Origin of the sequence: Veillonella parvula (assembly GCF_018366295.1) — a bacterium.
Classification (GTDB): domain Bacteria; phylum Bacillota; class Negativicutes; order Veillonellales; family Veillonellaceae; genus Veillonella; species Veillonella parvula_P.
Genome location: NZ_JAGZIJ010000005.1, coordinates 1 through 26,832, shown reverse-complemented (window position 1 = coordinate 26,832; position 26,832 = coordinate 1). Strand labels below are relative to the sequence as shown.

29 protein-coding genes are annotated in these 26,832 nt (G+C 39.1%); 28 read left to right on the top strand and 1 reads right to left on the bottom strand.

The genetic code is table 11. The annotated features are described in order from the left end of the window. Positions 1 to 146 precede the first annotated feature (146 nt). Together KHY58_RS05840 and KHY58_RS05835 are read left to right on the top strand one after the other, a co-directional pair. Complete coding sequence (locus tag KHY58_RS05840; protein ID WP_278472476.1) at positions 147 to 2,321, top strand: heavy metal translocating P-type ATPase; 2,175 nt, start codon at positions 147 to 149, stop codon at positions 2,319 to 2,321. 207 nt (positions 2,322 to 2,528) lie between these two features. Beyond that, positions 2,529 to 3,056, top strand: coding sequence for an ECF transporter S component (locus KHY58_RS05835; RefSeq protein WP_024060993.1), 528 nt, complete (start codon positions 2,529 to 2,531; stop codon positions 3,054 to 3,056). Between the two features lie 195 nt (positions 3,057 to 3,251). Here the strand turns inward: KHY58_RS05835 and KHY58_RS05830 are convergent, their stop codons facing one another. After that, positions 3,252 to 4,577, bottom strand: a complete 1,326-nt coding sequence (locus KHY58_RS05830) for an FAD-containing oxidoreductase (protein WP_058948523.1) — start codon at positions 4,575 to 4,577, stop codon at positions 3,252 to 3,254. 327 nt (positions 4,578 to 4,904) lie between these two features. Here KHY58_RS05830 and ylxM point away from each other — a divergent pair, with 327 nt between their 5' ends. The 26 genes from ylxM (at position 4,905) to KHY58_RS05700 (ending at position 26,349) form a co-directional block, all read left to right on the top strand. Continuing rightward, positions 4,905 to 5,240 (top strand): YlxM family DNA-binding protein, encoded by a 336-nt coding sequence (ylxM, locus tag KHY58_RS05825; protein WP_004695559.1) that lies wholly within the window; start codon positions 4,905 to 4,907, stop codon positions 5,238 to 5,240. Continuing rightward, the gene (gene ffh / locus KHY58_RS05820; RefSeq protein WP_058948524.1) at positions 5,230 to 6,582 is read left to right on the top strand and encodes a signal recognition particle protein; all 1,353 of its coding nucleotides are present in this window, start codon (positions 5,230 to 5,232) and stop codon (positions 6,580 to 6,582) included. The genes ylxM and ffh overlap by 11 nt, the downstream gene beginning before the upstream one ends. Positions 6,583 to 6,642: 60 nt before the next feature. Then, the gene (gene rpsP / locus KHY58_RS05815; RefSeq protein ID WP_004695565.1) at positions 6,643 to 6,906 is read left to right on the top strand and encodes a 30S ribosomal protein S16; all 264 of its coding nucleotides are present in this window, start codon (positions 6,643 to 6,645) and stop codon (positions 6,904 to 6,906) included. 21 nt (positions 6,907 to 6,927) lie between these two features. Beyond that, positions 6,928 to 7,155, top strand: a complete 228-nt coding sequence (locus KHY58_RS05810) for a KH domain-containing protein (RefSeq protein WP_004695567.1) — start codon at positions 6,928 to 6,930, stop codon at positions 7,153 to 7,155. Between the two features lie 14 nt (positions 7,156 to 7,169). Beyond that, positions 7,170 to 7,577 (top strand): YlqD family protein, encoded by a 408-nt coding sequence (locus KHY58_RS05805; protein WP_004695569.1) that lies wholly within the window; start codon positions 7,170 to 7,172, stop codon positions 7,575 to 7,577. Next, the gene (gene rimM, locus KHY58_RS05800; RefSeq protein WP_278472471.1) at positions 7,577 to 8,074 is read left to right on the top strand and encodes a ribosome maturation factor RimM; all 498 of its coding nucleotides are present in this window, start codon (positions 7,577 to 7,579) and stop codon (positions 8,072 to 8,074) included. The genes KHY58_RS05805 and rimM overlap by 1 nt, the downstream gene beginning before the upstream one ends. A 120-nt stretch (positions 8,075 to 8,194) precedes the next feature. Beyond that, entirely contained in the window at positions 8,195 to 9,010 is an 816-nt protein-coding gene (trmD, locus tag KHY58_RS05795) for a tRNA (guanosine(37)-N1)-methyltransferase TrmD (protein ID WP_278472468.1), read from the top strand. Continuing rightward, the gene (locus KHY58_RS05790) at positions 9,007 to 10,053 is read left to right on the top strand and encodes a DUF4178 domain-containing protein (RefSeq protein WP_278472467.1); all 1,047 of its coding nucleotides are present in this window, start codon (positions 9,007 to 9,009) and stop codon (positions 10,051 to 10,053) included. Before trmD ends, KHY58_RS05790 begins: the two co-directional genes overlap by 4 nt. 44 nt (positions 10,054 to 10,097) lie before the next feature. After that, entirely contained in the window at positions 10,098 to 10,670 is a 573-nt protein-coding gene (locus tag KHY58_RS05785) for a hypothetical protein (protein ID WP_278472465.1), read from the top strand. Positions 10,671 to 10,684: 14 nt separating this feature from the next. Further along, positions 10,685 to 11,992, top strand: coding sequence for a glutathionylspermidine synthase family protein (locus KHY58_RS05780; protein WP_278472463.1), 1,308 nt, complete (start codon positions 10,685 to 10,687; stop codon positions 11,990 to 11,992). Positions 11,993 to 12,094: 102 nt separating this feature from the next. Next, positions 12,095 to 13,159: a hypothetical protein gene (locus KHY58_RS05775; RefSeq protein ID WP_278472461.1), complete on the top strand. Its 1,065-nt coding sequence runs from the start codon at positions 12,095 to 12,097 to the stop codon at positions 13,157 to 13,159. A gap of 16 nt (positions 13,160 to 13,175) precedes the next feature. Continuing rightward, the gene (locus KHY58_RS05770) at positions 13,176 to 13,607 is read left to right on the top strand and encodes a DUF350 domain-containing protein (protein WP_021147921.1); all 432 of its coding nucleotides are present in this window, start codon (positions 13,176 to 13,178) and stop codon (positions 13,605 to 13,607) included. Between the two features lie 11 nt (positions 13,608 to 13,618). After that, positions 13,619 to 14,179 carry a hypothetical protein gene (locus tag KHY58_RS05765; protein WP_024060984.1) on the top strand — a complete coding sequence of 187 codons (561 nt, stop codon included), beginning with the start codon at positions 13,619 to 13,621 and terminating at the stop codon, positions 14,177 to 14,179. Between the two features lie 58 nt (positions 14,180 to 14,237). After that, positions 14,238 to 14,810 carry an RNA methyltransferase gene (locus KHY58_RS05760; protein WP_024060983.1) on the top strand — a complete coding sequence of 191 codons (573 nt, stop codon included), beginning with the start codon at positions 14,238 to 14,240 and terminating at the stop codon, positions 14,808 to 14,810. Positions 14,811 to 14,819: 9 nt separating this feature from the next. Beyond that, the gene (locus KHY58_RS05755) at positions 14,820 to 15,557 is read left to right on the top strand and encodes a YebC/PmpR family DNA-binding transcriptional regulator (protein ID WP_004695585.1); all 738 of its coding nucleotides are present in this window, start codon (positions 14,820 to 14,822) and stop codon (positions 15,555 to 15,557) included. A gap of 203 nt (positions 15,558 to 15,760) precedes the next feature. Beyond that, a complete protein-coding gene (gene ruvC, locus KHY58_RS05750) occupies positions 15,761 to 16,255 on the top strand; it encodes a crossover junction endodeoxyribonuclease RuvC (protein ID WP_004695586.1) in 495 nt (164 codons plus the stop codon). Beyond that, positions 16,255 to 16,863, top strand: a complete 609-nt coding sequence (ruvA, locus tag KHY58_RS05745) for a Holliday junction branch migration protein RuvA (RefSeq protein ID WP_004698493.1) — start codon at positions 16,255 to 16,257, stop codon at positions 16,861 to 16,863. Before ruvC ends, ruvA begins: the two co-directional genes overlap by 1 nt. Before the next feature lie 2 nt (positions 16,864 to 16,865). Further along, complete coding sequence (ruvB, locus tag KHY58_RS05740; RefSeq protein ID WP_101929030.1) at positions 16,866 to 17,870, top strand: Holliday junction branch migration DNA helicase RuvB; 1,005 nt, start codon at positions 16,866 to 16,868, stop codon at positions 17,868 to 17,870. Between the two features lie 2 nt (positions 17,871 to 17,872). Further along, positions 17,873 to 19,663, top strand: a complete 1,791-nt coding sequence (locus KHY58_RS05735) for a SpoIID/LytB domain-containing protein (RefSeq protein ID WP_278472457.1) — start codon at positions 17,873 to 17,875, stop codon at positions 19,661 to 19,663. Positions 19,664 to 19,674: 11 nt separating this feature from the next. Further along, complete coding sequence (gene queA, locus KHY58_RS05730) at positions 19,675 to 20,700, top strand: tRNA preQ1(34) S-adenosylmethionine ribosyltransferase-isomerase QueA (protein ID WP_278472455.1); 1,026 nt, start codon at positions 19,675 to 19,677, stop codon at positions 20,698 to 20,700. 8 nt (positions 20,701 to 20,708) lie between these two features. Continuing rightward, complete coding sequence (tgt, locus tag KHY58_RS05725; RefSeq protein WP_278472453.1) at positions 20,709 to 21,824, top strand: tRNA guanosine(34) transglycosylase Tgt; 1,116 nt, start codon at positions 20,709 to 20,711, stop codon at positions 21,822 to 21,824. A 77-nt stretch (positions 21,825 to 21,901) separates the two neighbouring features. Beyond that, positions 21,902 to 22,192 (top strand): preprotein translocase subunit YajC, encoded by a 291-nt coding sequence (gene yajC, locus KHY58_RS05720; RefSeq protein ID WP_004695596.1) that lies wholly within the window; start codon positions 21,902 to 21,904, stop codon positions 22,190 to 22,192. Then, complete coding sequence (locus KHY58_RS05715) at positions 22,192 to 22,758, top strand: 5-formyltetrahydrofolate cyclo-ligase (protein ID WP_278472452.1); 567 nt, start codon at positions 22,192 to 22,194, stop codon at positions 22,756 to 22,758. Before yajC ends, KHY58_RS05715 begins: the two co-directional genes overlap by 1 nt. An 18-nt stretch (positions 22,759 to 22,776) precedes the next feature. After that, positions 22,777 to 24,051: a protein translocase subunit SecD gene (secD, locus tag KHY58_RS05710; protein ID WP_278472450.1), complete on the top strand. Its 1,275-nt coding sequence runs from the start codon at positions 22,777 to 22,779 to the stop codon at positions 24,049 to 24,051. Next, positions 24,048 to 24,941: a protein translocase subunit SecF gene (secF, locus tag KHY58_RS05705; protein WP_004695602.1), complete on the top strand. Its 894-nt coding sequence runs from the start codon at positions 24,048 to 24,050 to the stop codon at positions 24,939 to 24,941. The genes secD and secF overlap by 4 nt, the downstream gene beginning before the upstream one ends. A gap of 232 nt (positions 24,942 to 25,173) precedes the next feature. Beyond that, complete coding sequence (locus tag KHY58_RS05700; RefSeq protein ID WP_278472449.1) at positions 25,174 to 26,349, top strand: MFS transporter; 1,176 nt, start codon at positions 25,174 to 25,176, stop codon at positions 26,347 to 26,349. The last annotated feature ends 483 nt before the right edge of the window (positions 26,350 to 26,832 follow it).

The following is a 26,832-nucleotide window of genomic DNA, read 5'->3' as shown; positions in this document are numbered from 1 at the left end:
TTTATTTACAATAGGATATATAGCTTTTTATAGATAGATGTTTAGACATATATTTAAGTACATAAATACAAAATATAGTACGAATTTGTAATAATATAGTAAGTTGTAAGATAAGATATATCTACAGAGTAGAAAGGCCTGTGAATATGAGCGTAAAAAAACAAGAATTTGATATTACAGGTATGCACTGTGCAGCCTGTGTAAAACGTGTTGAAAACGTTGTTTCTAAAGTTGATGGCGTAGAATCTGTTAAGGTTAACCTCTTAACTCGAAAGGGGAGCGTTGAATATAAAGACGGGGCTACTGTAGACTCACAACAGATTATTGATGCCATTACGAATATCGGCTTTGGTGCTGCAGAAGCAGACGAAACAAAGCAAGAAATAGAAAAGGTTAACTTAAAACCTCATATTACACGCCTTATTATTGCCGCTTGTATGGCAGTACCGATGATGATTAATATGACGTTACATCGATTTGGTATTCAGGCATTGCCTGTATGGGTAGAGTTTGTTCTTGCTACTATTGCTCAGTTCGGTCCTGGTCTCATGTTCTATAAGAGTGCCTGGAGTGCAGTGAAAAATGGAGCACTTACGATGGATGTGCTCGTAGTAATGGGCACGACGGTAGCCTATCTATTCAGTATTTATAACTGGCAATTTCACCCTGAATTAGGCCCTCATGGAATATATTTTGAAACCTCTGCGTGGCTCATTACATTTATCCTTCTTGGTAAGCTATTAGAAGAAATTGCGAAGGGGCGTACCTCTGAAGCACTTCAAAAGTTGATTGCCTTACAACCCGCAACAGCTCATGTGTTGCGTGATGGAGAATTTATTGATATCCCTACATCTAAGGTGGTAACTGGTGATATTTTACAAGTTCGTGCAGGCGAAAAGATCCCTGTTGATGGCACGATTACTGAGGGATATTCCACAGTAGATGAGGCTATGCTGACTGGTGAAAGCTTACCGGTAGAAAAACAAGTTGGTTCCGAAGTTATTGGTGCTACTATAAATCTAAGTGGCGCTTTTACCATGGAAGCAAAGCGTATTGGTTCCGATACGATGTTGTCTCAAATCATCAAGGTTGTCGAAGAGGCACAAACCTCCAAGGCTAGTATTCAACGTATTGCAGATATCGTGGCTCAATATTTCGTACCGACCGTTATTGGCCTTGCTGTTTTGACAGGTCTCGTATGGTACTTCATTATGGGAGATTCTATTAACGTTGCTCTCATTAATGCAACAGCAGTTCTTGTTATCGCATGTCCTTGCGCGCTTGGCCTTGCTACTCCAACATCTATCATGGTTGGGTCTGGACTTGGTGCGGAACACGGCGTGCTCATCAAGAGTGCAGAATATCTTGAAAAGGCGGGTAAGCTCGATGCCATTGTTATGGATAAAACCGGTACCCTTACACAGGGTGTATTGGATGTGACGGCTTTTAAAAATTACAATGGTGATGAAAGTACGAATATGTCTATTATGATGGCTCTTGAAAGTGGCACATCTCATCCGATTGCAAAGGCTATGGTTTACTACGGTGAAGATCAGGGCTACAAAGGTAAAGCTGTTGAACTTGAAAGTTTCGCTGATGTACCAGGTAAAGGGTTACAAGGTGCCTACCAAGGCGTATCCGTACAACTTGGGCACAGTCGTTGGATGAACGAACTAGGTTATGATTTAACTGCGGTTCAAGAAGATATTTTACAATTTGAAGAACAAGGTGCTTCTGTATCTGTTCTAGCTGTAGATGGAGTTGTTAGTGCTTTGTGGGCTGTAGAAGATGAATTACGTCCAGAAACTATTGAGGTTGTAAAAGAGTTACATGCTCAAGGTATTGATGTATGGATGCTTACTGGTGATAATCGTCGAACTGCTCAATATATTGCTAAACAAGCGGGTATCTCTCATGTTATAGCTGAAGTATTGCCTCAAGACAAGGCTAGCAAGGTAAAAGAATTGCAAGATAAAGGTCTTGTAGTGGGGATGGTTGGTGACGGTATCAATGATGCTCCGGCGCTTGTTACGGCAGATATTGGTTTTGCCATCGGTAGTGGTACAGATATTGCGGTAGAAGCAGCCGATATCGTCCTCGTACGTAATGATTTGCATACACTGGTACAAGCTGTACGCCTCAGCCGTAAGACAATGACCAACATTAAACAAAACCTATTCTGGGCATTGATCTTTAACTGTATTGGCATTCCTTTGGCCGCTATCGGTGCGTTAAATCCTATGATTGCTGGTACAGCGATGGCATTTAGCTCTGTTACAGTCGTAAGTAATTCACTTCGTTTGAAACGAGCTAAAATTTAAGATTATACATATAATTGAATACTATAAAGCACCTATACAGAGGTATAGGTGCTTTATTATATCTACAGACATATAGTTAAGTATATATTTATATCTTGTATTGAGACGTGAAATGGATATTTAATTCCTACGATAATGGTGTTTTTAGACGGCTTATGATTTGTTATACTGAATATAGTGATTGATTTAAAAGAGAGGTTCATGATTATGAAATTAAGTACTCGAGACATTGTCTATATTGGCTTTATTGCCGCGTTATGTGCAGTGGCTACTACAATTCGCATTGAAATACCAGGTGGCGCTATGGTTCATTTAGGATCTGCTGCACTCTTTACAACATCTATCCTCTTTGGTGGATTATATGGCGGCTTAGGTGCGGCAATTGGATCTGCACTATTTGATCTCTTTGGTGGTCATACGCAGTATATCGTATTCTCTTTCTTTATTAAAGGCATTGCAGGACTTATCGTAGGTGGTATGACTGCAGGCTATTTGCCACCCTCTATTACAAAACCAACGGCATCCTTTGGTCGTATTTTAGTAGCCCTTATTATTGGTGCTATTTGGACAGCTTTAGGCTACTTCCTTGCGTGGTGGTTTGTTCTTGAAAGTGCGGTCGTTGCGGCTAGCAAAATTCAATACTCCTTGATTACAAGTGCCGCAGGCATTGTAGTAGCAATTATATTAACACCTAAATTACAAACGATAGTACGCAGATTGTTTACTAAAAATTAATTTATATAATGTTTTAGGCAGATAATGGTAAAATATCTATAATAATCTAATATATTTATAATGACCTAATACACTTATATATAACTGCCTTTTCATTACATACAAAAGCCTTTAGATGCTAAATTAGTTTAGTGTCTAAAGGCTTTTGTGTTAGGTTATTAATTTAGACTAGTGTTTGTATTAGCTATTAAGCTATTAGAAATTACACAAGTCATTTAGGTTTTCTGCCATTGTAGGGTGTGTGAAGATTTGATTTTTGAAATATGTATATGGAATGTTGTTATCCATAGCCATTTTAATCAAGTTAATCAATTCTTCAGCACCTTGGGAATAGAGTGTAGCACCGAGGATTAAATCGTTTTCTGCATCTACAACGATTTTAAAAGCACCTTTTAAATAGTCGTTTACGTGGGCTCTTGGCATGGTAGCTACGAGCATTTCCTTGGTTTTAATCGTATATCCTTGGTTGATTGCATCTTCTTCTGTAAGACCTACCCGAGAAAGTGGAGGTGTTAGGAAGGTAGTATAAGGTATATTTTTACGATCTTTTAAGGTATAGTGGCCGCTGCCTGTAAGTGCACCAAATACGATACGGAAGTCATCAAGAGATACATATGTGAATTGAGGACCACCGTTTACATCGCCGACTGCGTATACACCAGGAACGGAGCTTTCACAAGTATCATTAACTACAATAGCACCGCGTTCGTTAGTAGCGATATCAGTATGTTCTAAACCGATATTAGCTGTATTGGCTTTGCGACCTGTAGCGTATAGAACAGCATCAAATGTATAGTTTTGATTATTAGCTTTGATAACTGGTTTGTTGTCATCATTGGATACAGAGTCTAATGTTACATTATTAAGAATGGTAATGCCTTGTTCAGTTAAGTACTCAGTAGCTAGCTCTTGAACGATAGGTTCTTCGCGTTTTAAGATGCTAGATTCGATGTTGAATACAGTTACCTTAGCACCAAGTTTTGCATATAGACTTGCAAATTCAAGACCGATAGGACCAGCGCCGATAACACCTAATGTACTAGGTTGAGTAGGTAATTGTTGAATTTCTGTACTATTATAGAAACCTGTAGCTGTATCAATGCCAGAAATATTAGGTTTAATCGCTACAGCGCCAGTGTTTATAACGATAGTGTCAGCAGATAATATAATCTTATCCTCGCCAGCGGTAACGGCGATTTCTTTATTGCTAATAAATGCACCATGTCCAGTATAGACATCGACATGTTCATTTGTATCTAACATACCGAAGTTTTTATTGCGTAAGCGAGATGTAACAACTTCACGTTGGTTTAATACTTGATCGTATGATAAGCCTTTTGACGCGGCAATGATCATCGTCTTAGTAGGGATACATGCGATATTAATACATGTACCACCGTACATTAGTGGATTTTCTTCAATCATGGCTACGGATTTGCCCATAGAGCCAAATTTTGCGGCTAATGTTTTACCAGCCTTGCCGAAACCTAAGACGATAATGTCATATTGTTTGGTATTCATATAATACCTCCTGTTTTTTTATATTGAAAATATTAGATATTGATATTATAGCATATTATTATAGATATAAAAGTAGAAATTAGAAATTAGAAATTAGAAATAATTATCATTGATTATGAATTAAATTTGTCTAGAATGATTATGTTAAGGTAGTTAATTAGTTTATGGTTTTTGGTTCATTTAAGGGGATGAGATAGCTTGTATAACTGTGATTTATATGTATTATAGCAATAAATTAAGTGTGTTAAGTATTTCTACTTGACACATTTCTTTATGTACGGTAGTATATGTAAAGTAATATGACTTGACAGTGATGGAGGTGGCGAAATGGAAGAACGAGTACTCATAAGTTTGCTCTTAGATTTCTATGGGCCATTGTTGACGGACAAGCAACGCATGTCCTTACAACTTCACCACGAAGATGATATGTCCCTTGGCGAGATTGCTGAGGAATTAGGCGTATCACGACAGGCTGTACACGATAACTTACAGCGTGCTCGACACATTTTAAATGATTACGAATCTAAATTGCACTTGGTGGCACAATATGAACAACGGGAAGGCTTGCTTTCACAGTTGAAAGCAACATTGCCTAAAGAGGTGTTAGCCGAAACCAAGGTGCAACAAGTATTGGCGCAAATGGAGGGATATTATGGCATTTGATAGCTTGTCAGAAAAACTGCAAGAAGCCTTTCAATCCTTAAAAGGGAAGGGCAAAATTACAGAAGATGATGTCAATCTTGCGTTGCGTCAGGTACGTACAGCTTTATTAGAAGCTGACGTTAACTTTATGGTAGCAAAGGACTTTGTTAAGTCCATTAAGGAAAAGGCCCTTGGTGAAGAGGTGTTCGGATCCTTGAATCCAGCCCAAACGGTTATTAAAATCGTAAATGATGAGTTAACGGCTCTCTTGGGTGGTACGCAAAGTCGTATCATGATTTCTAGCAAGCCACCAACAATTATTATGCTCGTTGGTTTGCAAGGTGCTGGTAAGACTACAACAGCTGGTAAACTAGCTGTATACTTACGCAAACAAGGTAAACGTCCGATGCTTGTCGCTGCCGACGTATATCGTCCAGCTGCGATTACTCAGTTGCAAGTTGTAGGTAAGCAAATTGATATTCCTGTATTTGCCGATGAAACACCTGGTGTGAATCCAGTAGATATTGCGCGTCGTGCCGTAGAGCAAAGCACGCATATGCTGAAAGATGTTGTTATCATCGATACCGCAGGACGTTTGGCTATAGACGAAGTCCTCATGGATGAGTTGTCAAACATCAAAGCTGCTGTTCGACCTCATGAAATTCTGCTCGTTGTAGATTCTATGATCGGTCAAGATGCAGTAACAACCGCTCAAACCTTTAACGAAAAATTAGGTGTTGATGGTGTTATCCTTACTAAACTCGATGGTGATGCGCGCGGTGGTGCCGCATTATCCATCAAAGCTGTAACAGGCTTGCCAATTAAGTTCACTGGTGTGAGCGAAAAAATGGATGGCTTTGATGTATTCTATCCAGACCGCATGGCTTCTCGTATTCTCGATTTGGGCGACTTTAAAACATTGATTGAAAATGTACAAGGCGCCATCGATGAAGAAGAAGCTCGTGAAATGGCAAAGAAAATGGCGAAAAACAATTTCACCTTGGATGACTTCTTAAAACAGATGAACCAGGTGCGAAAGTTAGGGCCATTACAAAATATTATTGGAATGTTGCCAGGCATGGGACAAATTAAGGATCAATTAAAGGACCTTGATTTGAATAGTAAAGAGGTGCGTCGTATTGAGGCTATCATTACATCCATGACGGCGGCAGAGCGAGAAAATCCAAGTATTCTTAACGGTTCTCGCCGCAAGCGTATTGCATTAGGTTCTGGTACACAGGTCCAAGATGTAAATCGCTTGTTGAAACAATTTGAAGAAGCGCGGAAGATGATGAAGCGCATGCAAGGTTTACGTGGCGGTAAGGGCGGCTTCCCTGGAATGCCTAAATTACCGTTTATGTAATACATGGGCAGGGGCGCTGAACTTGTCCATCCACATCAGTATAAGGAGGTGAATTTCACAATGTTAAAAATTCGTTTGACTCGTTTAGGTGCTAAAAAAGCTCCTTTCTACCGTATCGTAGTTGCTGACGCACGTGCTCCACGTGAAGGTCGTCCTGTTGACACAATTGGTCAATATGATGCTACTAAACAACCAGCTATCGTTAATGTAGACGAAGAAAAAGCTTTGGCTTGGTTAGCTAAAGGTGCTCAGCCTACTGACACTGTTCGCTCCTTGTTCAAAAAACAAGGCGTTATGCAAAAATTTGCAGACGCTAAAAAGTAATTAATAGAGAGGCATACTGTGATGATAGAATTAATTTCATTAATTGCGAAATCATTAGTGAAGCAGCCTGATGCCGTTTCTGTTACCATGGTCCAAAAGGGGAATGTGGAAGTTTATGAACTTCATGTAGCCCCAGAGGATATGGGTAAAGTCATCGGAAAGCAAGGTAGAATTGCTAAAGCGATTCGCTCTGTGGTGAAAGCGGCGGCTATTAAAGAGAACAAAAAGATATCTGTTGATATTGTCTAAAAGGGAGTATTCCAATGGAAGAAATGACATTACGTGTCCCTGTAGCAGTAAAAGCAAAAGTAACAGACGACTTGAAAGCGAAAATTGTATCCGATCTTGAAACTCGCCTTGATATGGTAAATAAAGATTTGGAAGCAATTGAGTTTCAAGCCCAACGTATTTTGGCTGATGCAGCTAAAGTTGATGCTACAAGTCTTACTGCTATTCGTCAACAAATCGACGAAGAAAAAAATAAACGCTTGGCTTTCAAAGAAGAAGTAACAGCTAAATTGAAGGATGCTAAGGAGTTGTCTTTAGGAACTGAAATTCCTCAAGGTACATTAGAGCAAACAGTTACCGTTAAAATCGGGGATAATTTGGATGCCTTGATGGGCGCTGAAATCCTATTAGAAGACGGTAAGATCGTTGCGTTTCGTCAATAATGAAGCATAACGATTTCATCACAATAGGTGTTATCATCGCCCCGCACGGTGTGCGGGGTGATCTTCGTATTATGCCTCAAACCGATTTTCCAGAACGGTTTATGCATATGGATGCCTGTTACATCGATGGTAAAGAATACCACGTTGCATCCGCACGATTTCACAAGCAATTTGTTTTAGCATCTTTTAAGGAAATTCCTGATCGCAATACGGCTGAACTATTCAGTAAGAAAGCAATTCAAGTTCGTCGTGAAGATTTAGTGGAATTGCCAGAAGGTCGTTACTATATTTTTGATATCATTGGTCTTGAGGTACAAGATACTATGGGTAACGTGCTTGGCACAGTTACTGATGTATTACAACCAGGTGCTAATGATGTCTATGTGGTCTCCAAAGATGGAGAACCAGATCAATTATTTGCAGCCATTGAAGAGGTCGTTAAAGACATCAATGTGAAAAATAAATTGATGATCGTAGATCCGCCTGAATGGATATAATCCTTTGGGCGGTTTTGTTTTATCTACATATAGGTATATTATCGTAAAAGGTATATAATATAGCTATATATAGATAATACTAATGAGTTAATGTGAGTTAATAAGTACAGGGGACGGTTTATGCGTATTGATATTGTATCTTTATTTCCAGATTTTTTTGATGCGTTTTTTAATCATTCCATCATAAAACGAGCTATCGAGACAGAACGTCTATCTGTAGGTGTAACGAATCCTCGGGATTTTAGCCATAATAAGCATGGTCAAGTAGATGATACACCATATGGTGGTGGGGCTGGTATGCTCATGATGGCACCTCCTATTTTTGAAGCCGTAGAATCTATTATTGCTCAATATGATAGTGATATTAATGAAACTTATACCACAGATGAGATGTGTGATGAAATGAGTCTTATTGGTAATCCTAATGAAAGTATACGACGTCGTATTATCTTTATGGGACCTACAGGACAGCCTTTCACTCAGGAGAAGGCTCGTGAATTGGCTAGCTATGATCAAGTGGTTCTTATTTGTGGTCACTATGAAGGTGTAGATTATCGCGTAGAGAAACATCTTGTAGATGAAACGATTTCTATTGGTGATTATGTATTAACCGGTGGTGAGTTGCCAGCCATGGTAGTTACTGATGCAGTGGCTCGCATGATACCTGGTGTATTAGGCGCGGCTAGTGGAGCACAAGAGGATTCTTTTTATGAACCTCTGTTAGAATGCCCTCAATATACAAAGCCCCCTGAATTTAGAGGCTGGTCTGTACCGGATGTATTGCGCAGTGGTCATCATAAAAACATTGCCACTTGGCGTCAAAAAGAAGCACTTAAAAGAACTCGGTTGTTACGTCCAGATTTATTAGAGCGTCCATTAACAAAAGAAGAAATTAAGCTTTTAAAAGAAATTATTGCGGAAGAGCCTGAGATATGAATTTTAAGTGTTATGATGTTGTAGAGATTCAGGGAAAACGATACGTAGTCGGGGAGGTCATTTCTTATCAAGAGTTTATCGTTGATAAAACAATACGTTATGATCTTAATGATGAAAATTATAAAAAAGAACTAGGTGTTTCCAAAGGAGCTCAGTCTTGGACCGAATATGGTCTTATGCCCGTTAATGGGACGGATAAAAAATGGCTTACCATTGTAAACGGTGAAAAAGAATATTGCACTTTTTCTGAAACAGTTTTACGTTCAACCCCTCCTGCAGGATATAGACTACATGATAAAGGTATAGAACGTGTCGTAGCTGTGGAGGGACAATCGAAGGCTAGAAGTGGCGACGAAGCAGATTATAAAGAATATAGAGCGGTTCAAAAGGATAAGACCTTTGTATTTTTTATAGAGAACTGGCGTGGTGGTTTAACAGATCAGGCTCAAGGCGAACGGATTCGTTTGTCTGATATACATCGACGGAGAGATCAGGCTGCACAAGCGGCGAGTAAAAAAGTGCGAAATGCAGCGCGCAGAAAAGAATGGACTCAATTGGGTCTAAGTTGGGGAATTATTTTACTCTTTTTGGGGTATTTGTTTATAGGAGATTTGTCTTGGCACGAGCTTCGTGATGAAGTGGGTTTTCCTTATACTATGGAGGAGCGCATTAAGGATTCCTATTATTATGAATCACAAGGTACAAAAGACGGTTTAAAGGTGTATACGTCAAAACAAGATCCTAATGCAACGGCTATCGATCTTATCGATGCCGTGTATGGCAAGGTTTATACCATTAAACAAGACACAAAGTCTCCAGAGAAGTGGATTGTTATTTATACAACGAATGAGGTATCCGTTATTAGTACGGTTAATGATACTACTTATGTTGAGGTCGGATCGCTTAAAAATTTGCCTGATTCAGAGGATACACGATTAGCGAATATTAGAAACGACAGTGACATATTGTTGCGGTATGCGTATATGGTGGAATTAAAGAATAAGCAGGGACGTCAGACTTTATTAAAAGAAATAAAAGATTGAAATAGTATTGATTCCAGTCACGAAATCAAACGAAGGAATATTTTATGTATGAACCAAGTAAGAATACTGTTTACATAGCCATAGCCTTTACATCTATAGCAGCTCTAGTAGGCGCTTATTCGTATTGGGATGATGTTAGCTATGCCCTATGTGATGTGGTTAAACCAGAATTAAATAATGGTGAAGTACGGCTCGTTGATGATGAAGGTAAAAGCTATACCTTGATTAATTATGGTGATGGAAAAGAAACGGCACTTTATGATGATGCTGAGAAGTCTGTTACCTTTCATCGCGATGAGAAAGGCAATATTATATGGGATGCAGGCTTAGCCAGCTTGATTCCGACTCTGGCTGTAGGGTATTATGCGTTTCATGGATTTTCAGCCCCAATGGCATATATGGATGCACCAAGTATGACTTATCGCGTTACGTCGCCTCTTACACCTTTTGATGCAAATACAGGCGCTAGTAAATCTAATAGTGCAAGAGTGGCTAGAACTATTAATGAAATGACTAGAAATCGTTACAATACTAAAACGAGTAATCGAGCACATAGAATTGGTGAAAAATATGGCTTTGGTAGTGTAGGCGCCCGAACTTCAAGCGGGACCTCCTGATGAAAGGATAAACAATGAAATCCTATATTGATGAGCTGGATAGAAATATATTTAATTTTGTGGAATATGAAGGATATGATGATCGGTATCCTTCATTGTCTATGCAGGCCTTTTCATCCGACTTTTACGATGAAATTCGTCATGCTTCACGTAGATTATTTCAAATATTTTGTAAAGCAGCAAAAGTATTTCAAATGGCACCAGATGACTTTGCTCGAAATATGGATATGCCAGACAATTTAATTCCTTACTTACATAAGTCTAATGCCTTAGGTTTACCGACGTGGTTATCTCGTTTTGATTTTGTTCTCGATATAAATGGCAATTTGCGCATGGTAGAACTTAATGCGGATACGCCATGTTTTCTCATTGAAAGCTATTATGCCAATGAAATTGCAGCTAATTATGTAGGACGAAAACATCCTAATACAGAATGCCGAAAAGAATTACATACATTTTTAAAGCGCATGTATGATGCTGTTTTATCTGCTAAGTATGGTAGAAATCAATATAAGTCTATGCTGGCAAATAGAGAAAGACTACCTAAGGATCCCTTTGTATTCTCCTGCTTCCATGATTATTTTGAAGATTACGGAACAACACAGTTTCTTATGAATGAGCTAAAAACGGCCTGTCCTGAGGCTGACACGCGCTTTATATCCTTTTATGATATGAAGATTGATGATGAGGGCATTCCTTTAACAGATGGTAGTCATGCGACTCTATTGTATCGATTACATCCCATGGAGCTTTTGATTGATGAGCGGACGCCTGATGATGAACCTTTGGGTGAGATGTTCTTAGATCTTTACGAGGATAATACATTTGCTCTTTTTAATCCTCCAGAGTCAATTATTTTACAAAATAAATCCTTTATGTCCTTAGTATATGCATTGTATTTAACAGATCAATTTTTTACGAAACCTGATCGAGATATAATCGAACAGTATTTGGCACCATCCTATTTTGAAAATGACTTTTCCGCTCTTGATGATGGACTTTATATTCAAAAGGAGATTTGGGGCCGTGAAGGAAGGCATGTACAAGTTGTTCAAAAACGTGGTGATACATCTGAGCTTTACATGGAAAAGCTAGTTGATAACTATGATGATATCATCTGTCGCGATAGTAAAAAGGTTATGTATCAAGACTTTATACAGCAGAAACGTTTTACTCATACAGTTGATTGTGGAGAGAAAGATGGATTTTTAACCTTATCCTGTTTTATGCTTGGTGATCAAGCTTCCGCGGTAGGATGCCGTTTTTCTCCAGAAGAGATAGCTGGTACAGAAGCATACTTTGTACCATTATTAATAGAGTAAGCGAAATATTATGAAATTTGTGACCATATAGTATGGGCAAACGAATGATAATAGGTGTATTTAGCAGCAGTCGTGCTTATGTCTACTTTAGCGAGGGTGCGTATGGAGTTTAATTGTTATGATGTCTTAGAGGTTCATGGCAGCCGCTATGTAATCACTGAGAAAATTAAATACATAGAGATTATTCCAAAAGCAGATAAGGAACAATCCTATAGGGGCCAGCCGTCTATGACAAAATCACCAGGTGATTATTGGCATGAATATGGACTGGAGGCTGTTGAGGGAATTGATAAGATATGGTTAACCATTGAGTATAATGATAATGAATGGTGTACCGTATCTAGAACATCCTATCATACACGGCCAGGTAAGGGTTTTACATTACATCAAATCGGATTAGAAAAGGTTGTCAACGTTGATGGTGAAAGTGGTGCCTCAATAGGTGATCGCGCTGGATATAGAGAATATCAGCTACCATGTGAGGGTGGTGCTAGTGTATTCTTTGAAGAACAGTGGTTTGAAGGTGAAAAAATGTTTGCCGAAGGGTCAAGAGTGCCTTTAGTGAATATTCGCCTTTGTAATGATGCAGCCGCTCAAGCTATTAAGCAAAAGATGCGTAACAAATCTATGAGAAAGAGATTTAAATCTATCGCTTTTGGCTTAGGATACGCTGTACTATTTATGCTATTTCTGCTTGGGTTAGAGGATGACCTGTCTTGGCATAGTATACGGGATATGGTTGGGTTCCCTTATACCATAAAAGAACATATGCAAGATACCTCTGTGTATTATACAAAAGCAGACTCGGATAGCGACTATGTATACACGTCTTCGTTGGATCCCGTTAGCACCGCATTAGACTTGATTGATTCTGTGAATGGTGATATTAAGAATGAGCGGGATAACTTAGAAGAGGGACATGAAGTTATTGTATTTTATTCTGGGGACTTAGTGTATATTATTACCAATACGGATGGACAAACTAAGGTTAAGGTATGTGAACAATCAAAATTGACACAAGAGGATTGGAAAATTATTGATCATACATTAATCAGCTCTCATATACTCGATAACTATGCGACCATGGTTCGCCTACGGGATAATGCGGGACGTGAACGATTGTATCCTACTACCAATTCTGGCAATACATCCAATACAAAGTTATAATATTAGGAGGCTCATTATGATTTATATACCAGATGTATTATTGACAATTTTTTATGCTTGCTTTGGCATTATATTGATGTTAACTGCGAATACGGTTATCGATTTCTTCGTGCCTGGAAAATTTAGTGAAGAAATTAAGCGTGGTAACTGTGCTGTGGCGTGGCTTTCAGCGGGATCATTTATCGGTATCGGTGAAATTTTGCGCGCTGTTATTATGTCACCAGCCGTGACTACAGCTGATACTTCCTTGTTACATGGTATCGTAGCCAGTGTTGTATATGCTGTGCTTGGTATTGTATTATTTGTTACTGGCTATATGTTTATAAATATTTGGCATCGTAAATATAAATTATCCGAAGAAATCATGAGAGGTAATACAGCGGCAGGCATTCTTGTGTTTGGCATCTTCGTAGGTCTTGCCCTTGTTATTAGCGGTGCTGTGCACTAAGGGAGTGTTCTATGTATAAGCCAAGTAAGAAAACCATATACCTTACAGGTGCTTTCGCTGCCGTTGCTGGTCTTGTAGGTGTATATTCCTACTGGAATGATATCTCCTATGCTGTGTGCGACAAGGTTTACCCAGAAGCCAATGAAGGAGAGGTTCGATTAAAGGATAATCAAGGAAACCGATATTCTTTATTAAATCATGGTGATGGTAAAGAAACAGCCTTATACGACGATAATCGATCCGTTACCTTTCACCGAGATAATAGTGGCAATTTGGTGTGGGATGCGGGGCTAGCAGGGCTCTTACCAAGTATTGCTGCAGGATATTATATATTTCACGGTTTTAATCCACCTACTGCGCGCATGGATGGACGAACCATGACATATCGCATAGCAGCACCATTACAAACGTATGAGGAGCCCTATGTATATACCGCATCAGGGTCGAATGTACATAGCGCTATGGGGCGGAGCCTTTATAGAAGTTATGAACGCAATAGAAGCAAAAAGGCGTCTTCCATAGGACAGAAATCTGGATTTGGTAGTGCTGGTGCACGGTCTAGTGCTTCGTAATGGATATGATGGCAATGTATGTTAATGAAGATTAGTTTAGAATTTAGGAGATATAGTATTGGCTAATTTATATATCGGACTTGTTCATTATCCTATTATGAATAAACATAAAGAGGTCATTACGACGGCTATTACAAATTATGATATACATGATATTGCACGAGCATCTATTACCTATGATGTGTCTAAATATTTTGTCATTCATAATATTCCAGCTCAACGTGAGTTGGTAAGTACGATTATGGAACATTGGAAATCTGGATTTGGCTCTACTTATAATCCTGATCGCAAGGATGCTTTCACAGGTGTGGAATTGGTAAATTCAATTGCGGTAGCGGTGCGAACAATTGAAGATATAGAAGGAACGAGACCGATTGTAGCTACAACAGATGCTCGCACCTATGATAATACGATTTCCTATGCACGGATGCGTGAACATCTTGAAAATGAGGGGCGCCCTGTGTTAGTATTATTTGGTACCGGTTATGGTATGACAAAAGAAACGATGGAAAGCTTTGACTATATTTTAGAACCTATATATGGCCATGGTGAATACAATCATTTATCCGTGCGTAGTGCCGTATCAATCATCTTAGATCGGCTGCGGGGCGAAGCATGGTGGAATAAATAGGAGGCGTCTATGTCAGGACATTCTAAATGGGCAAATATTAAACATAAAAAAGGTAAAACCGATGCATTAAAAGCTAAATTGGCTACAAAAATCGGTCGTGAAATTACCGTTGCAGCACGCATGGGTGGTGCAGATCCAACTGGTAATATGCGTTTGAAATTGGCTTTGCAAAAAGCTCGTGAAAATAATATCCCTAAGGATAACATTCAACGTGCTATCGACAAAGGTATCGGTGCTACGGACATGAATGCATATGAAGAAATCGTATACGAAGGTTATGGTCCTGCCGGTGTTGCCGTTACTGTTGAGGTGATGACTGATAATCGTAATCGTGCTGCTGCAGACGTGCGCCATGCATTCTCTAAACAAGGTGGTAACCTTGGTGAAAGTGGCTGTGTAGGCTGGATGTTCAAATCTAAAGGCGTATTTGTTATCGATAAAGAAGGTCATGATGAAGATGAGGTAACTATGCTAGCTCTTGAAGCTGGAGCAGAAGACCTTAAGTCTGAAGATGATGTATTTGAAATTTATACAACACCAGAGGATTTTGATGCGGTAGAAGCAGCGCTTGCTGATGCGGGTATCGAAACTGTAGTAGCTAAAATCACGATGATTCCAGATACAACGATTGAGTTGACTGGTGATGATGCTGTGAAAATGCAGAAAATGCTTGACGTATTGGATGATCTTGATGATGTACAAAACGTATATCATAATGGTATTTTGCCGGACGATGAAGAAGAATAATAATAAACGGGGCACTCTATGGGGTGCTCCTTTTCTATTGAAATTAAACTCGGATATTTATTAAAGTTAAGAAAATTAATATGTCTCATATATAATTCATAGGGGAATTCATGAACTTCGATGTGAAATTATGCTATAATAAAATAGATTATGTAATGGAGGTAGGCGGTAGCTTATCTCATTTTTAAACTAAGGGGGTTGGGGTGCGAATTATAGGAATTGACCCAGGCACGGCTATATGCGGATACGGCATTATTGACGTGAAGGGTAGCAAACTAACACCAGTAGCCTATGGGGCTATTACAACTCCTAAGGAATTAACTGATTCACAGCGACTGGAAATTCTATTTAATGATCTTAGTGATTTATTGGAGGAATATAGGCCTGATAAGTTCGGTGTGGAGGAATTATTTTTTAACCGTAATGTAACAACAGCCATTAAGGTAGGGCAAGCACGTGGTGTTATTTTATTGGCTGCTGAACAACAACGGATTCCTATTTATGAATATACACCATTACAAATTAAACAAGCTGTCACAGGTTATGGTAAAGCTGATAAGAATCAGGTCATTTATATGACGATGAATATTTTGGGGATTCGTGAGAAAATTAAGCCTGATGATACGGCAGATGCATTAGCTGTTGCTATCTGTACGGCTCATAGTTCTCACAATGATCGATTAAAGAGGTTGGTATAATGATAGGGTATGTGCGAGGTATCGTAACACATCTTTTTAAAGAATCGTGCTATGTTGATGTACATGGCGTAGGGTATCGCGTATATGTGCCGACCACTACGCGTCAACAGCTGACAGAGGGCCATGAGGCGACGCTATTCACGTATCTTAATGTACGAGAAGATGCAATGCAACTTTATGGCTTTTGGACGGAAGAAGAATATGAGTTGTTTATACTCCTCATTTCTGTTTCTGGTATCGGGCCCAAGGTGGGGCTTGGCATCTTGTCAGGCATGACACCTGAGGCTTTCAAATTAGCGATTATCAATGGACAGGTACAGCAATTAACAAAGTTACCTGGTATTGGTAAGAAGTCTGCGGAGCGACTTGTTTTAGAGTTAAAGGATAAAATCGCTAAGATGACACATATTTCTGCGGAATCACCTGCGACTATTCAGCCTGTTGGTGTTGCTGCAAACGGTGCTGCAGGAGAAGCCATTGAAGCCCTCGTATCCTTAGGATACTTGGAACGGGATGTAGCAGATATTGTAGAGTCTTTAGATGATGGTAAGCGTGATGTATCTGAGTTGATAAAAGTCAGCTTAATTGAGCTTGGGAAAGGACGATAAGGATGAATGAAGAAGTACGCCTTGTCGGCAATGGCGAGCACGAAGAGGATATATGGCAATATAGCCTTCGGCCTAAGCTTTTTAATGAGTATGTAGGTCAAGAAGAGGCTAAAGGCAATCTAAATGTGTATATTCAAGCTGCAAAACAGCGTGGGGAAGCATTGGATCACGTGCTACTTTATGGGCCTCCAGGTCTTGGCAAGACAACATTAGCAGGGATAATTGCAAATGAATTGGGTGTTAATTTTCGTATAACTTCTGGTCCTGCTATTGAAAAGTCTGGTGACTTAGCTGCAATATTAACAAATTTGGACGACCATGATGTATTATTTATTGATGAAATTCATCGCTTGTCTCGTAGTGTAGAGGAAGTGTTGTACTCTGCTATGGAAGATTATGCTATTGATATTATCATCGGTAAGGGTCCAAGTGCTCGAACTGTGCGCATTGACTTGCCAAAATTTACATTGGTAGGTGCCACGACTCGAGCGGGTGCTTTGGCGGCACCGTTACGGGACCGATTTGGTATTATTAATCGGTTGGAATATTATAAACAACCAGAGTTAGAATTTATTGTGACTCGAGCCGCAGAAATACTTAATATTGGTATTGTGTCGACTGGGGCAAGCGAAATTGCACGTCGTTCACGAGGAACACCGCGTATCGCAAACCGTCTGCTTAAACGGGTACGCGATTTTGCACAAGTCATTGGTGATGGGGTTATCACTCAAGAAATTGCAGATGAAGCATTACAACGTTTATATGTAGACAAAATGGGACTTGATCGAATTGATCGACGTGTGTTGGAATGTATTATTGAAAAATATGATGGCGGCCCTGTAGGGATTGATACCATTGCGGCGGCTATCAGCGAAGAGAGAGATACCATCGAAGATGTGTATGAACCATATTTGATGCAATTAGGATTTTTAGGACGTACACCGCGTGGGAGGGTGGCTACTAAATTGGCCTATGAGCATTTAGGTATTTCACAGACAGGGAAATAACAATGAAAACGAAACGATTACAATTGATGATAATGGCCACTTTATTTTTAGGTGTAAACATTGGCGGTGCTTCTGTAGCACATGGAGCGACGCTGCAAAATAAAAGTGCAGTGGTAACGAAAAAGCCAACGCCAAAATCAACAGTATCTAATACAACTGTATCGAAAGTAAATACGACGAAGAAATCTAGTTTTCGTCCACTTGCTACTAAACCAGTTGCAAAGCCGGTCGCAACAACTAAAACGGTTTCTAAGTCAACTGCTACATCTACGGTGGTTAAACCTAGTGCAAAACCGGTTAATGTAGCAAAGCCTGCTACAGCTACAAAGCCGGTAACGATGGCTAAACCAGTTAGTGCAACAAAATCAACTAGTACTGCGAAATCTAGTACTAATGCAACAGCTACGAAATCAGCTGCTACAGGTAAAGCTACAACGGCTACAAAACCTGCGGCTTCTGCTACTGCAAAGCCAGCTACTAAACCTGCAGTTACTGGTGATAAACCTGTAGCACAAAAAAGAGCTACTGAAAAAACAGCTACTAAAAAGGTAGTAAAAACAACGGATGTGAATAGCATTCAAGCCAATACAGCAGTTATTACTCGCAACAAAGTGGGCTCCGTAGTGACGCCTGCTACAGAACGTAAAGAAAACATGCCAAATGTACGTGTTCTACTAGGTAGTCGTAGCTCCGATGCTACTGTTACATCTACAGCTAATATGGTTGTATTGAACAGCGGTAATGGTCAAGTTAGCACAATCAGTGCTAATCGTGGTACATCTATTGGCGTTCGCGGCGGCAAGATTGCTGTAAATGGAAAGGCTATTGATAGTGTGGTTACATTGAAGCCTGCGAATGGTGATGCACCATTCTTGTTCGAAGGTAAAGGTTATCGTGGCGGTTTAACATTACGTGCCAATAATGGAACCATGATGGTCATTAATTCTGTGCCCCTTGAGGATTACCTGTATGGTGTTGTCCCACAAGAGGTAGTACCGTCTTGGCCGGCTGCTGCATTAGAGGCACAAGCCGTAGCAGCTCGTACTTATGCTCTTCATACGATGGAACAAAATAAAGGTAAATTCTACGATGTGAGTAATTCCACGGATCATCAAGTATACAGTGGTGTGAGTGGTGAATCTCAAGCTACCACAAATGCAGTAAATAAAACTAAAGGCGTAGTTATGCTTTATGATCAACGTCCTATTAATGCCTTATTCCATTCTGATGGCGGTGGCTATACAGAGGATAGTGTAAATGTTTGGGGAAGTGATGTGCCATACTTGAAAGGGGTAAAAGACTTTAGTACTGGTACATCTACATCGAATTGGACTGTTACTACCTCTCGTCAAGCTCTTGAAAGTAAACTTAATGCGGCAAGTAAAGGGGTAGGTAAATTGAAGAGCATTCAGTTGACTCCTCTTGGTAAGCCTGGGCAACAAACATCGGACCGCGGTGTATCAGGTCGTATAAAGAGTGCTACTTTCATAGGTACCTCTGGAAAAACTACTGTAGATGGCGATGCATTGCGTAGTATTTTAGGTTTAAAATCTACACTATTTGATTTCTATGTAAATCACAATCCTGCTAAAGGCACGGGAAAGGCATATCATAGCTTTACTGGCAAGAATGATACTGTTTATATTAAAGGCCACGGTTGGGGTCATGGCCTTGGTATGTCTCAATGGGGCGCTGCGGAAATGGCAAAGCGTGCTAATCCTGGAGATACAAATTATTACCAAACTATTTTGCGTCACTACTATAGTGGCATTACATTGAAGAAAATGTATTAATAAGGATAACGATGAAAGTTACAGATTTTGATTATGAATTGCCAGAGGAACTGATTGCTCAACATCCCATAGAGCCTCGTGATACAGCACGGCTTTTAACCTTGGATAAGGTAAGTGGTAAAGTTAGTCATAAAGAGCATTTTTACGATTTGCTTGAAGAACTTCACGAAGGTGATGTACTCGTATTTAATAATACGAAGGTTATCCCTGCGAGATTATATGGTCATCGACAAGGCTCTGGTGGTAAAGTAGAGGTACTTCTACTCACACCATGTGGTGAAAATCGATGGGAATGCCTTGTTAAACCTGGTAAAAAGTGTCCTGTTGGTCAAGTTATTGAGTTTGATGACCGCCTGAGAGGGATTGTGATTGATAAGACTGAATTTGGAGGTCGTATCATTGAGTTCACTTGCAATGGTGTGTTTGATGATGTGATTCAAGAAATTGGTGAAATGCCATTACCTCCATACATTCATGAAAAGTTAGAAGATAAAGACCGTTATCAAACGGTATATGCTAAGGAAAAAGGCTCTGCTGCGGCACCAACTGCAGGACTTCACTTTACACCTGACCTCTTAGAAAAGATTAAAGCTAAAGGTGTAGAGCTTGAGTTTGTAACCTTACATGTTGGACTTGGCACCTTTAGACCTGTATCGGCAGAGACTATTGAAGACCACGAAATGCATAGTGAGTTCTTTGTTGTACCTCAAGATACGGCGGATCGAATCAATGCAGCCAAACAAAAAGGGTCTCGTATCATTGCCGTAGGTACTACATCGGTGCGTACTCTTGAGTCTGCTACGAATGATGATGGTGTATTACAAGGTATGAGTGGTTGGACTCAAATTTTTATCTATCCTGGCTATAAATTTAAGATGATTGATGCGTTGGTAACGAATTTTCACTTGCCTCAATCTACATTGTTAATGTTGATTAGTGCACTAGCTGGTCGTGAACACTGTTTGGCGGCCTACGAAGAAGCTGTTAAAGAACGTTATCGTTTCTTTAGCTTCGGCGATGCTATGTTTATACGTTAGGAGGGACTATGCCGAGTATTACTTATGAATTACAAAAGACATGTCCTCATACGGGGGCACGGGCAGGTTTATTGCATACGCCACATGGTACCTTTCAAACACCGATGTTTATGCCTGTAGGCACGCAAGCGACAGTTAAAACTATGACACCAGAAGAACTAAAGGCTATGGGTTCTCAAGTTATTTTGAGTAATACGTACCATTTATTTCTTCGCCCAGGGCCGGAGCTTATAGAAGAGGCTGGGGGCCTACATAAATTTATGAATTGGGATCAAGCGATTCTTACTGATAGTGGTGGATTCCAAGTATTTAGTTTAGGCGATATGCGCAAAATTACTGAGGATGGTGTTACATTTAGATCCCACATTGATGGATCAAAACAGTTTCTATCTCCTGAAGTGGCTACAAAGGTACAAGAACAATTAGGTTCTGATATTGCGATGGCTTTTGACGAATGTATTCCGTATCCCGTGGATCATGATTATGCGAAATGCTCTACGGCGCGTACCACGCGTTGGGCGCATCGTTGCCAAGAGGCTCGTAAAGCTCATGACCGCCAAGGCATGTTTGGTATCGTTCAAGGTGGCATGTACAAAGACTTGCGCAAACAAAGTGCGGAAGAACTTGTAGCTATGGATTTTGAAGGTTATAGCATCGGGGGTTTATCCGTTGGGGAACCTCATGATTTAATGAATGAAATCTTAGAATATACTACGCCATTATTGCCAACTAACAAGGCTCGTTATTTGATGGGTGTTGGCACCGCAGATTGTCTGGTAGAAGGTGTAGCACGTGGAGTTGATATGTTTGATTGTGTATATCCAACTCGTGTTGCTCGAAATGGGATGGCCATGACCTGGAATGGTCGCCTTAATATTCGAAATGCTCAATTTGCTCATGATTGGGGCCCTTTAGAAGAAGGTTGCCAATGTTATACATGTAAAAATTATTCCCGTGCATATATTCGTCACTTATATAAGGCAGAAGAGATTTTGGCATTACGCCTTGTAACGTATCATAATCTCTATTTCTTATTAGAGTTTATGCGTCAAATGAGACAAGCTATCTTAGAAGATCGGTTCCCGCAATTTAGAATGCAATTTTGGGATAGCTTTAAAAAATAGTAATTAAGTCTAGTCAAATTTATATTAGGTGGCTATACTAGAAAAGAAATACATATTTATTAACCTAGGAGGATAACATGGGAGATATTCAACAAATCTTGCAAACTAGCTGGCCTATTTTGTTAATGGTAGTAATTTTTTACTTTTTACTGTGGCGTCCACAAAAGAAACAACAAAAAGAGCGTGCTAGCTTGTTAGGTAGCTTAAAAAAAGGCCAAAAAATCGTTACTATTGGTGGTATTTATGGCGAAATTGTTGAACTTGATGATGAAAAAGTCAAGGTACAGGTATCTGAAAAAGTTGAATTAACATTTGCTCGTACAGCAGTTGCTAACGTACTGTCTAAGAAAAACAAGGAAGAAAAATAATGAATACAAAGGAAGCAGTGCGCCAGGCGTGTAAGTCTCAGCGCGCTGCTTTATCCGTTGCTGATTGTAGGTCGTGGACGCCGATGTTGACGAATCAAATCGTTAATAGTCCTGAGTATATATCGGCAAAAAACATTATGGCCTATTTGGCGATGCCTAAAGAGGCCAATTTAGACGATGTGATTCGTCATGCTTTAGAACATGATAAATCTGTATACGTTCCAGTATGTACTGATAAGACGACTATGATTGCAGTTCGTCTTAAGTCTCTAGAATCTATCACTCGGGGTGTGTTAAATATACGCATTCCCTCTGAGCCATACGATATTATTGATCCGTGTGACTTGGATTTGATTTTAGTGCCTGGTGCTGGCTTTGACCGTCAAGGTGGTCGCATGGGAATGGGGAATGGGTATTATGATCGATTTCTCAAGGAACTTTCACCAAGTACATTTATGGGCGTATGTTGGACTGTACAATTATGGGAAACACCAATCCCGATGGATGAGCTAGACCAACGAATGAGTAAAATTGTGACAGAGCAAGGCATTATACATTGTGTATAGCAGAAGGGAGCAACTATTTTGAACGGTAAAGCTATTATCAAGTTTTTAGTAGTCATTGCTGTCATCATTGGTACCTTTGCGTATTGTATTCAACCTTTAGCAGGTTCTTTGAAACAAGGCCTAGACTTGCAAGGTGGTACGCATATTGTATTGGAAGCAGAAGATTCTGCGACTGGTACAGCTGACAATGATGCAGTAGAACGGGCGAAGCAAATCTTAGAGCGTCGTATTAATGAAATGGGTTTGTCTGAACCATTGGTACAACGTGAAGGGGCTCGTCGTATTATCATTGAATTGCCAGGTGTAAAAGATCCTGACGAAGCGATTAAACGTATCGGTAAAACAGCGGTCTTGGAATTTAAAAACGACCAAGGTCAAACCGTTATGACTGGTGATGACTTAAAAGATGCTAAAGAAGAGTTAGGTCAAAATAAACAACCACTCGTTGCTATTGAATTAAGTGATGAAGGGGCTAAGAAGTTTGCTGATTTAACATCTAAAAATATTGGTCGTCGTATTGCCATTACATTGGATGGTAAAGAATTGACTAATCCTGTAGTACAACAAGCAATTACAGGTGGTAAAGCCACTATTTCTGGTAGTCAAAGTTTAGAAGAAGCTAAAGACTTAGCTATTTTATTACGTTCCGGTGCATTGCCTGTTAAAATTAATGTATTGGAAGTGCGTACAGTAGGTCCTTCTTTGGGGCAAGACTCCAAGGATAAATCTGTTGTAGCCTTCAGTGCCGGTATTGCAATGATCATGATTTTCTTGGTTATTTTATATCGTTTTTCTGGTATCGTAGCTAATATTGCATTACTTGTATATGTTATGCTCTTATTGCTCGTATTAGGCAAAGGCTTTAATGCGACTATGACATTGCCAGGTATTGCTGGTATTATCTTATCCATGGGTGTTGCGGTAGATGCGAATATTCTAATCTTTGAACGTTTCAAGGAAGAGGTATTTTCCGGTAAATCTATGCGGGTTGCTATGGAAGCAGGTTTTAGCCGTGCGTTAGCCACAATTACTGATGCAAACGTATCCGTTATCATTACAGCTGGTATCTTAACTATTTTAGGATCTGGTCCTGTAAAAGGCTTTGCTATCAGCTTAGGTGTAGGTGTTGTGGTAAGTATGTTCACAGCGATTACTGTGAGTCATTTCTTATTGCGCTTATTAATTGATTGTAACTTTACAAACCATCCATTCTGGTTTGGTGCGAATATTTCTCCAAGCACAAGTGCTGACGCATTTGCACCTAAATCTTTGAAAGGAGGTAAACGCAAATGACATTAGACGTAATTAAACATCATCGTTGGTGGTTTGCTATTTCCTCCACACTCGTTATTATCAGCTTAATTTCCATATTTACTAAAGGGTTTAACTTTGGTATTGATTATACTGGTGGTACTATTGTTGAAGTTGTATTTGATCAACCTGTAGAGGTTAGTCAAGTTCGTGACGTTCTAAAAGAATATAATCTTGAAAATGCACAAATTCAGCTTTCCGGTGATACTACTGGTGATACAGCTGGCGAAGACGTAATGATTCGTACACGTAATCTTGAGTCTAGTGAAAGTGCAGCTGTTGTTGATTCTTTGACTAAATCTATTGGTAACAATACAGTTAAACGTATTGAAACTGTAGGTGCTGTAATTGGCTCTGAAGTTACGGAACATGCGTTATTAAATCTTGTTATAGCATTCGCAGCATTAGCTTTATATATTTCTTATCGTTTTGAATATAAGGTTGCCATTTCTGCTTTAGTTGCCATTTTTCATGACTTGATTATGGTTCTTGGTGTTTTCTCTTATTTCCAATTAGAGATTGATGCATCCTTCTTAGCTGCCATTCTTACGGTTGTAGGTTATTCTATGAATGAATCCGTAGTAATCTTTGACCGTGTTCGTGAAAATACGCATACACATAAACGTTCTGATACATTTGCAGATCTTGCGAATGCATCTATTACACAAAGTATTCATCGTAGTTTCTATACATTGGCAACAGTTATGTTTGCTTGTGTATCCCTTTATTTATTTGGTGGAGATACTACAAAGAACTTTGCTCTTTGCATGATTATCGGCTTTGCTAGCGGTGCGTACTCCTCTATCTGTGTAGCTACATCCTTGTGGGTTATGTGGAAGAGTCGCAATAAAAATGACGTACGTAATCAATAATAAGTTATAAATTATTATTATTGTGTTAATGATTAAAGTACAAGAACCTCTCTTGATTTATTTTTAGAGAGGTTCTTTTATTTTGCCATCTTTTATTATGTAAAACGGTATAGGTATTTTACAGATAATAGTCATTTTTAACTATATAAAATTTAAAAAGGCTTGTTCTTGAATTCTATAAGATAGAGGCGTAAAATGGCTAGGTGACACGATACAAAAGGGAGATACAAATATGGATTCAAATAGATTATGGAGCCCTGCTTTTACTAATTATGGTATTAGTAGTGGTATTTTATATATGACTCAATATGTTCTCGTAGCGGCATTGCCAATTGTAATCACGTCTGAACTGAGTGGCAGCGATCTTGATGCGGGCTTAGCGATGACATATTTTCAAATTGGCACAATTTTATGTAGGATTTTTGCAGGACGATTAATAGATGGTTTTAATAAGCGTATTGTTCTATCAATATCAACAGCCTTGTTTTTCATTATTATGGGATTATTTAATTTTGCTACCTCCTTAGAGGCTGTTTTTGTACTACGTGGGTTGCATGGTGTTGTGTTTGCCCTTGGAACAACTGTGATGGCTACTTTAGCAGTATTAGTATTACCTCCTAATCGAAAAGGTGAGGGGGTTAATATGTTTGCTATCTTTTCAAATATAGCAATGGTTTTAGGACCTGCTATCGGTCTATATGCTTTATCGTCATACGGTAGTATGGCATTGTATATATTTTTAACGGTTATGACTGGATTGGCCATGGTCTTAAGTAATATTATTCCCCTATCAAAGGAGTTAACATTACCTAAACAATCAAAATATAAAGGTTGGCATATTTCCCAGTTTATAGAAAATAAAAGTTTACCTTGGGCTTTAATGGGCTTATTTATTGGTTTTACTTACTCTGGTGTTTTAGTTTTTATACCTATAGAACTTAATAGCATGGGGGCAGGAATATGGGGAAGTGCTTTCTTTGCTATTTTTGCGTTGATGATTATTATTAGTCGGCCTATAGTAGGAAAAATATATGCTCGATATGGTTCAAAAATTATTATCTATACAGGATTAGGATTATTTATATTAGGCTTATTTGGATTGGGATTAGCTATAACACCATTAGCTATTCTATTCACCGCTCCATTGTTGGGGTTAGGTTATGGTGCAGCACAACCTGCATTCCAAGCGCTGGCTATACAATCAGCTCCTATTGAGCGTGCGGGTGTATCAACAGCAACTTATTTTCTAGCCTTAGATATAAGTGTCGGTACTGGATCGGTTATACTTGCAGTATTAGCTAGTGCGTGGGGCTATCAATATTTATATATGTTCACTGCATTGGTTATGGTGATAGCGCTTGCTTTGTATCATATATGGGTAAAAAGATATACTCCTTTAGAACTATAGTTGTTTAAGGTAAAAATTGGGTAAATAAATATTAAACAAGTTAAAATGGCTTCTAATGAGATATTATGTATAGGATGCAATAAAAATAATGAAAGAAAGATGAATTTTTTAGGATAACAATTTTATATATTGACGTTTATTATATTTATGCTATACTTATACAAGTCATTAGGACACAGCTCAAATGATAAGTATGAAAAACTTCTTAGAAGTTAAAAAAAGCACTTGACGGAATGAGCTGGACTTGATACAATAATCAAGTCGCCAGTTGATGAAACACTTTGAAGAAAGAGTGTGTAGACTGGTACAGATCTTTGAAAACTGAACAATGATAGGTAATCAATCATAACGATTGAACATATGCCAGAGTGCGGGTTTTGACATAGTCAAAACCAACCATAATTCAAAGTTACTTCAATGTAACGACAACAAATAATGAGCTATTCAAATAGCTTCAAGATATCTTGGAGAGTTTGATCCTGG

Bases quoted from the DNA above. Each gene is read 5' to 3' on its own strand.
- KHY58_RS05840 (WP_278472476.1), top strand. From the start codon at position 147: ATGAGCGTAAAAAAACAAGAATTTGATATTACAGGTATGCACTGTGCA.
- KHY58_RS05835 (WP_024060993.1), top strand. From the start codon at position 2,529: ATGAAATTAAGTACTCGAGACATTGTCTATATTGGCTTTATTGCCGCG.
- KHY58_RS05830 (WP_058948523.1), bottom strand. From the start codon at position 4,577: ATGAATACCAAACAATATGACATTATCGTCTTAGGTTTCGGCAAGGCT.
- ylxM (WP_004695559.1), top strand. From the start codon at position 4,905: ATGGAAGAACGAGTACTCATAAGTTTGCTCTTAGATTTCTATGGGCCA.
- ffh (WP_058948524.1), top strand. From the start codon at position 5,230: ATGGCATTTGATAGCTTGTCAGAAAAACTGCAAGAAGCCTTTCAATCC.
- rpsP (WP_004695565.1), top strand. From the start codon at position 6,643: ATGTTAAAAATTCGTTTGACTCGTTTAGGTGCTAAAAAAGCTCCTTTC.
- KHY58_RS05810 (WP_004695567.1), top strand. From the start codon at position 6,928: ATGATAGAATTAATTTCATTAATTGCGAAATCATTAGTGAAGCAGCCT.
- KHY58_RS05805 (WP_004695569.1), top strand. From the start codon at position 7,170: ATGGAAGAAATGACATTACGTGTCCCTGTAGCAGTAAAAGCAAAAGTA.
- rimM (WP_278472471.1), top strand. From the start codon at position 7,577: ATGAAGCATAACGATTTCATCACAATAGGTGTTATCATCGCCCCGCAC.
- trmD (WP_278472468.1), top strand. From the start codon at position 8,195: ATGCGTATTGATATTGTATCTTTATTTCCAGATTTTTTTGATGCGTTT.
- KHY58_RS05790 (WP_278472467.1), top strand. From the start codon at position 9,007: ATGAATTTTAAGTGTTATGATGTTGTAGAGATTCAGGGAAAACGATAC.
- KHY58_RS05785 (WP_278472465.1), top strand. From the start codon at position 10,098: ATGTATGAACCAAGTAAGAATACTGTTTACATAGCCATAGCCTTTACA.
- KHY58_RS05780 (WP_278472463.1), top strand. From the start codon at position 10,685: ATGAAATCCTATATTGATGAGCTGGATAGAAATATATTTAATTTTGTG.
- KHY58_RS05775 (WP_278472461.1), top strand. From the start codon at position 12,095: ATGGAGTTTAATTGTTATGATGTCTTAGAGGTTCATGGCAGCCGCTAT.
- KHY58_RS05770 (WP_021147921.1), top strand. From the start codon at position 13,176: ATGATTTATATACCAGATGTATTATTGACAATTTTTTATGCTTGCTTT.
- KHY58_RS05765 (WP_024060984.1), top strand. From the start codon at position 13,619: ATGTATAAGCCAAGTAAGAAAACCATATACCTTACAGGTGCTTTCGCT.
- KHY58_RS05755 (WP_004695585.1), top strand. From the start codon at position 14,820: ATGTCAGGACATTCTAAATGGGCAAATATTAAACATAAAAAAGGTAAA.
- ruvA (WP_004698493.1), top strand. From the start codon at position 16,255: ATGATAGGGTATGTGCGAGGTATCGTAACACATCTTTTTAAAGAATCG.
- ruvB (WP_101929030.1), top strand. From the start codon at position 16,866: ATGAATGAAGAAGTACGCCTTGTCGGCAATGGCGAGCACGAAGAGGAT.
- KHY58_RS05735 (WP_278472457.1), top strand. From the start codon at position 17,873: ATGAAAACGAAACGATTACAATTGATGATAATGGCCACTTTATTTTTA.
- queA (WP_278472455.1), top strand. From the start codon at position 19,675: ATGAAAGTTACAGATTTTGATTATGAATTGCCAGAGGAACTGATTGCT.
- tgt (WP_278472453.1), top strand. From the start codon at position 20,709: ATGCCGAGTATTACTTATGAATTACAAAAGACATGTCCTCATACGGGG.
- yajC (WP_004695596.1), top strand. From the start codon at position 21,902: ATGGGAGATATTCAACAAATCTTGCAAACTAGCTGGCCTATTTTGTTA.
- KHY58_RS05715 (WP_278472452.1), top strand. From the start codon at position 22,192: ATGAATACAAAGGAAGCAGTGCGCCAGGCGTGTAAGTCTCAGCGCGCT.
- secF (WP_004695602.1), top strand. From the start codon at position 24,048: ATGACATTAGACGTAATTAAACATCATCGTTGGTGGTTTGCTATTTCC.
- KHY58_RS05700 (WP_278472449.1), top strand. From the start codon at position 25,174: ATGGATTCAAATAGATTATGGAGCCCTGCTTTTACTAATTATGGTATT.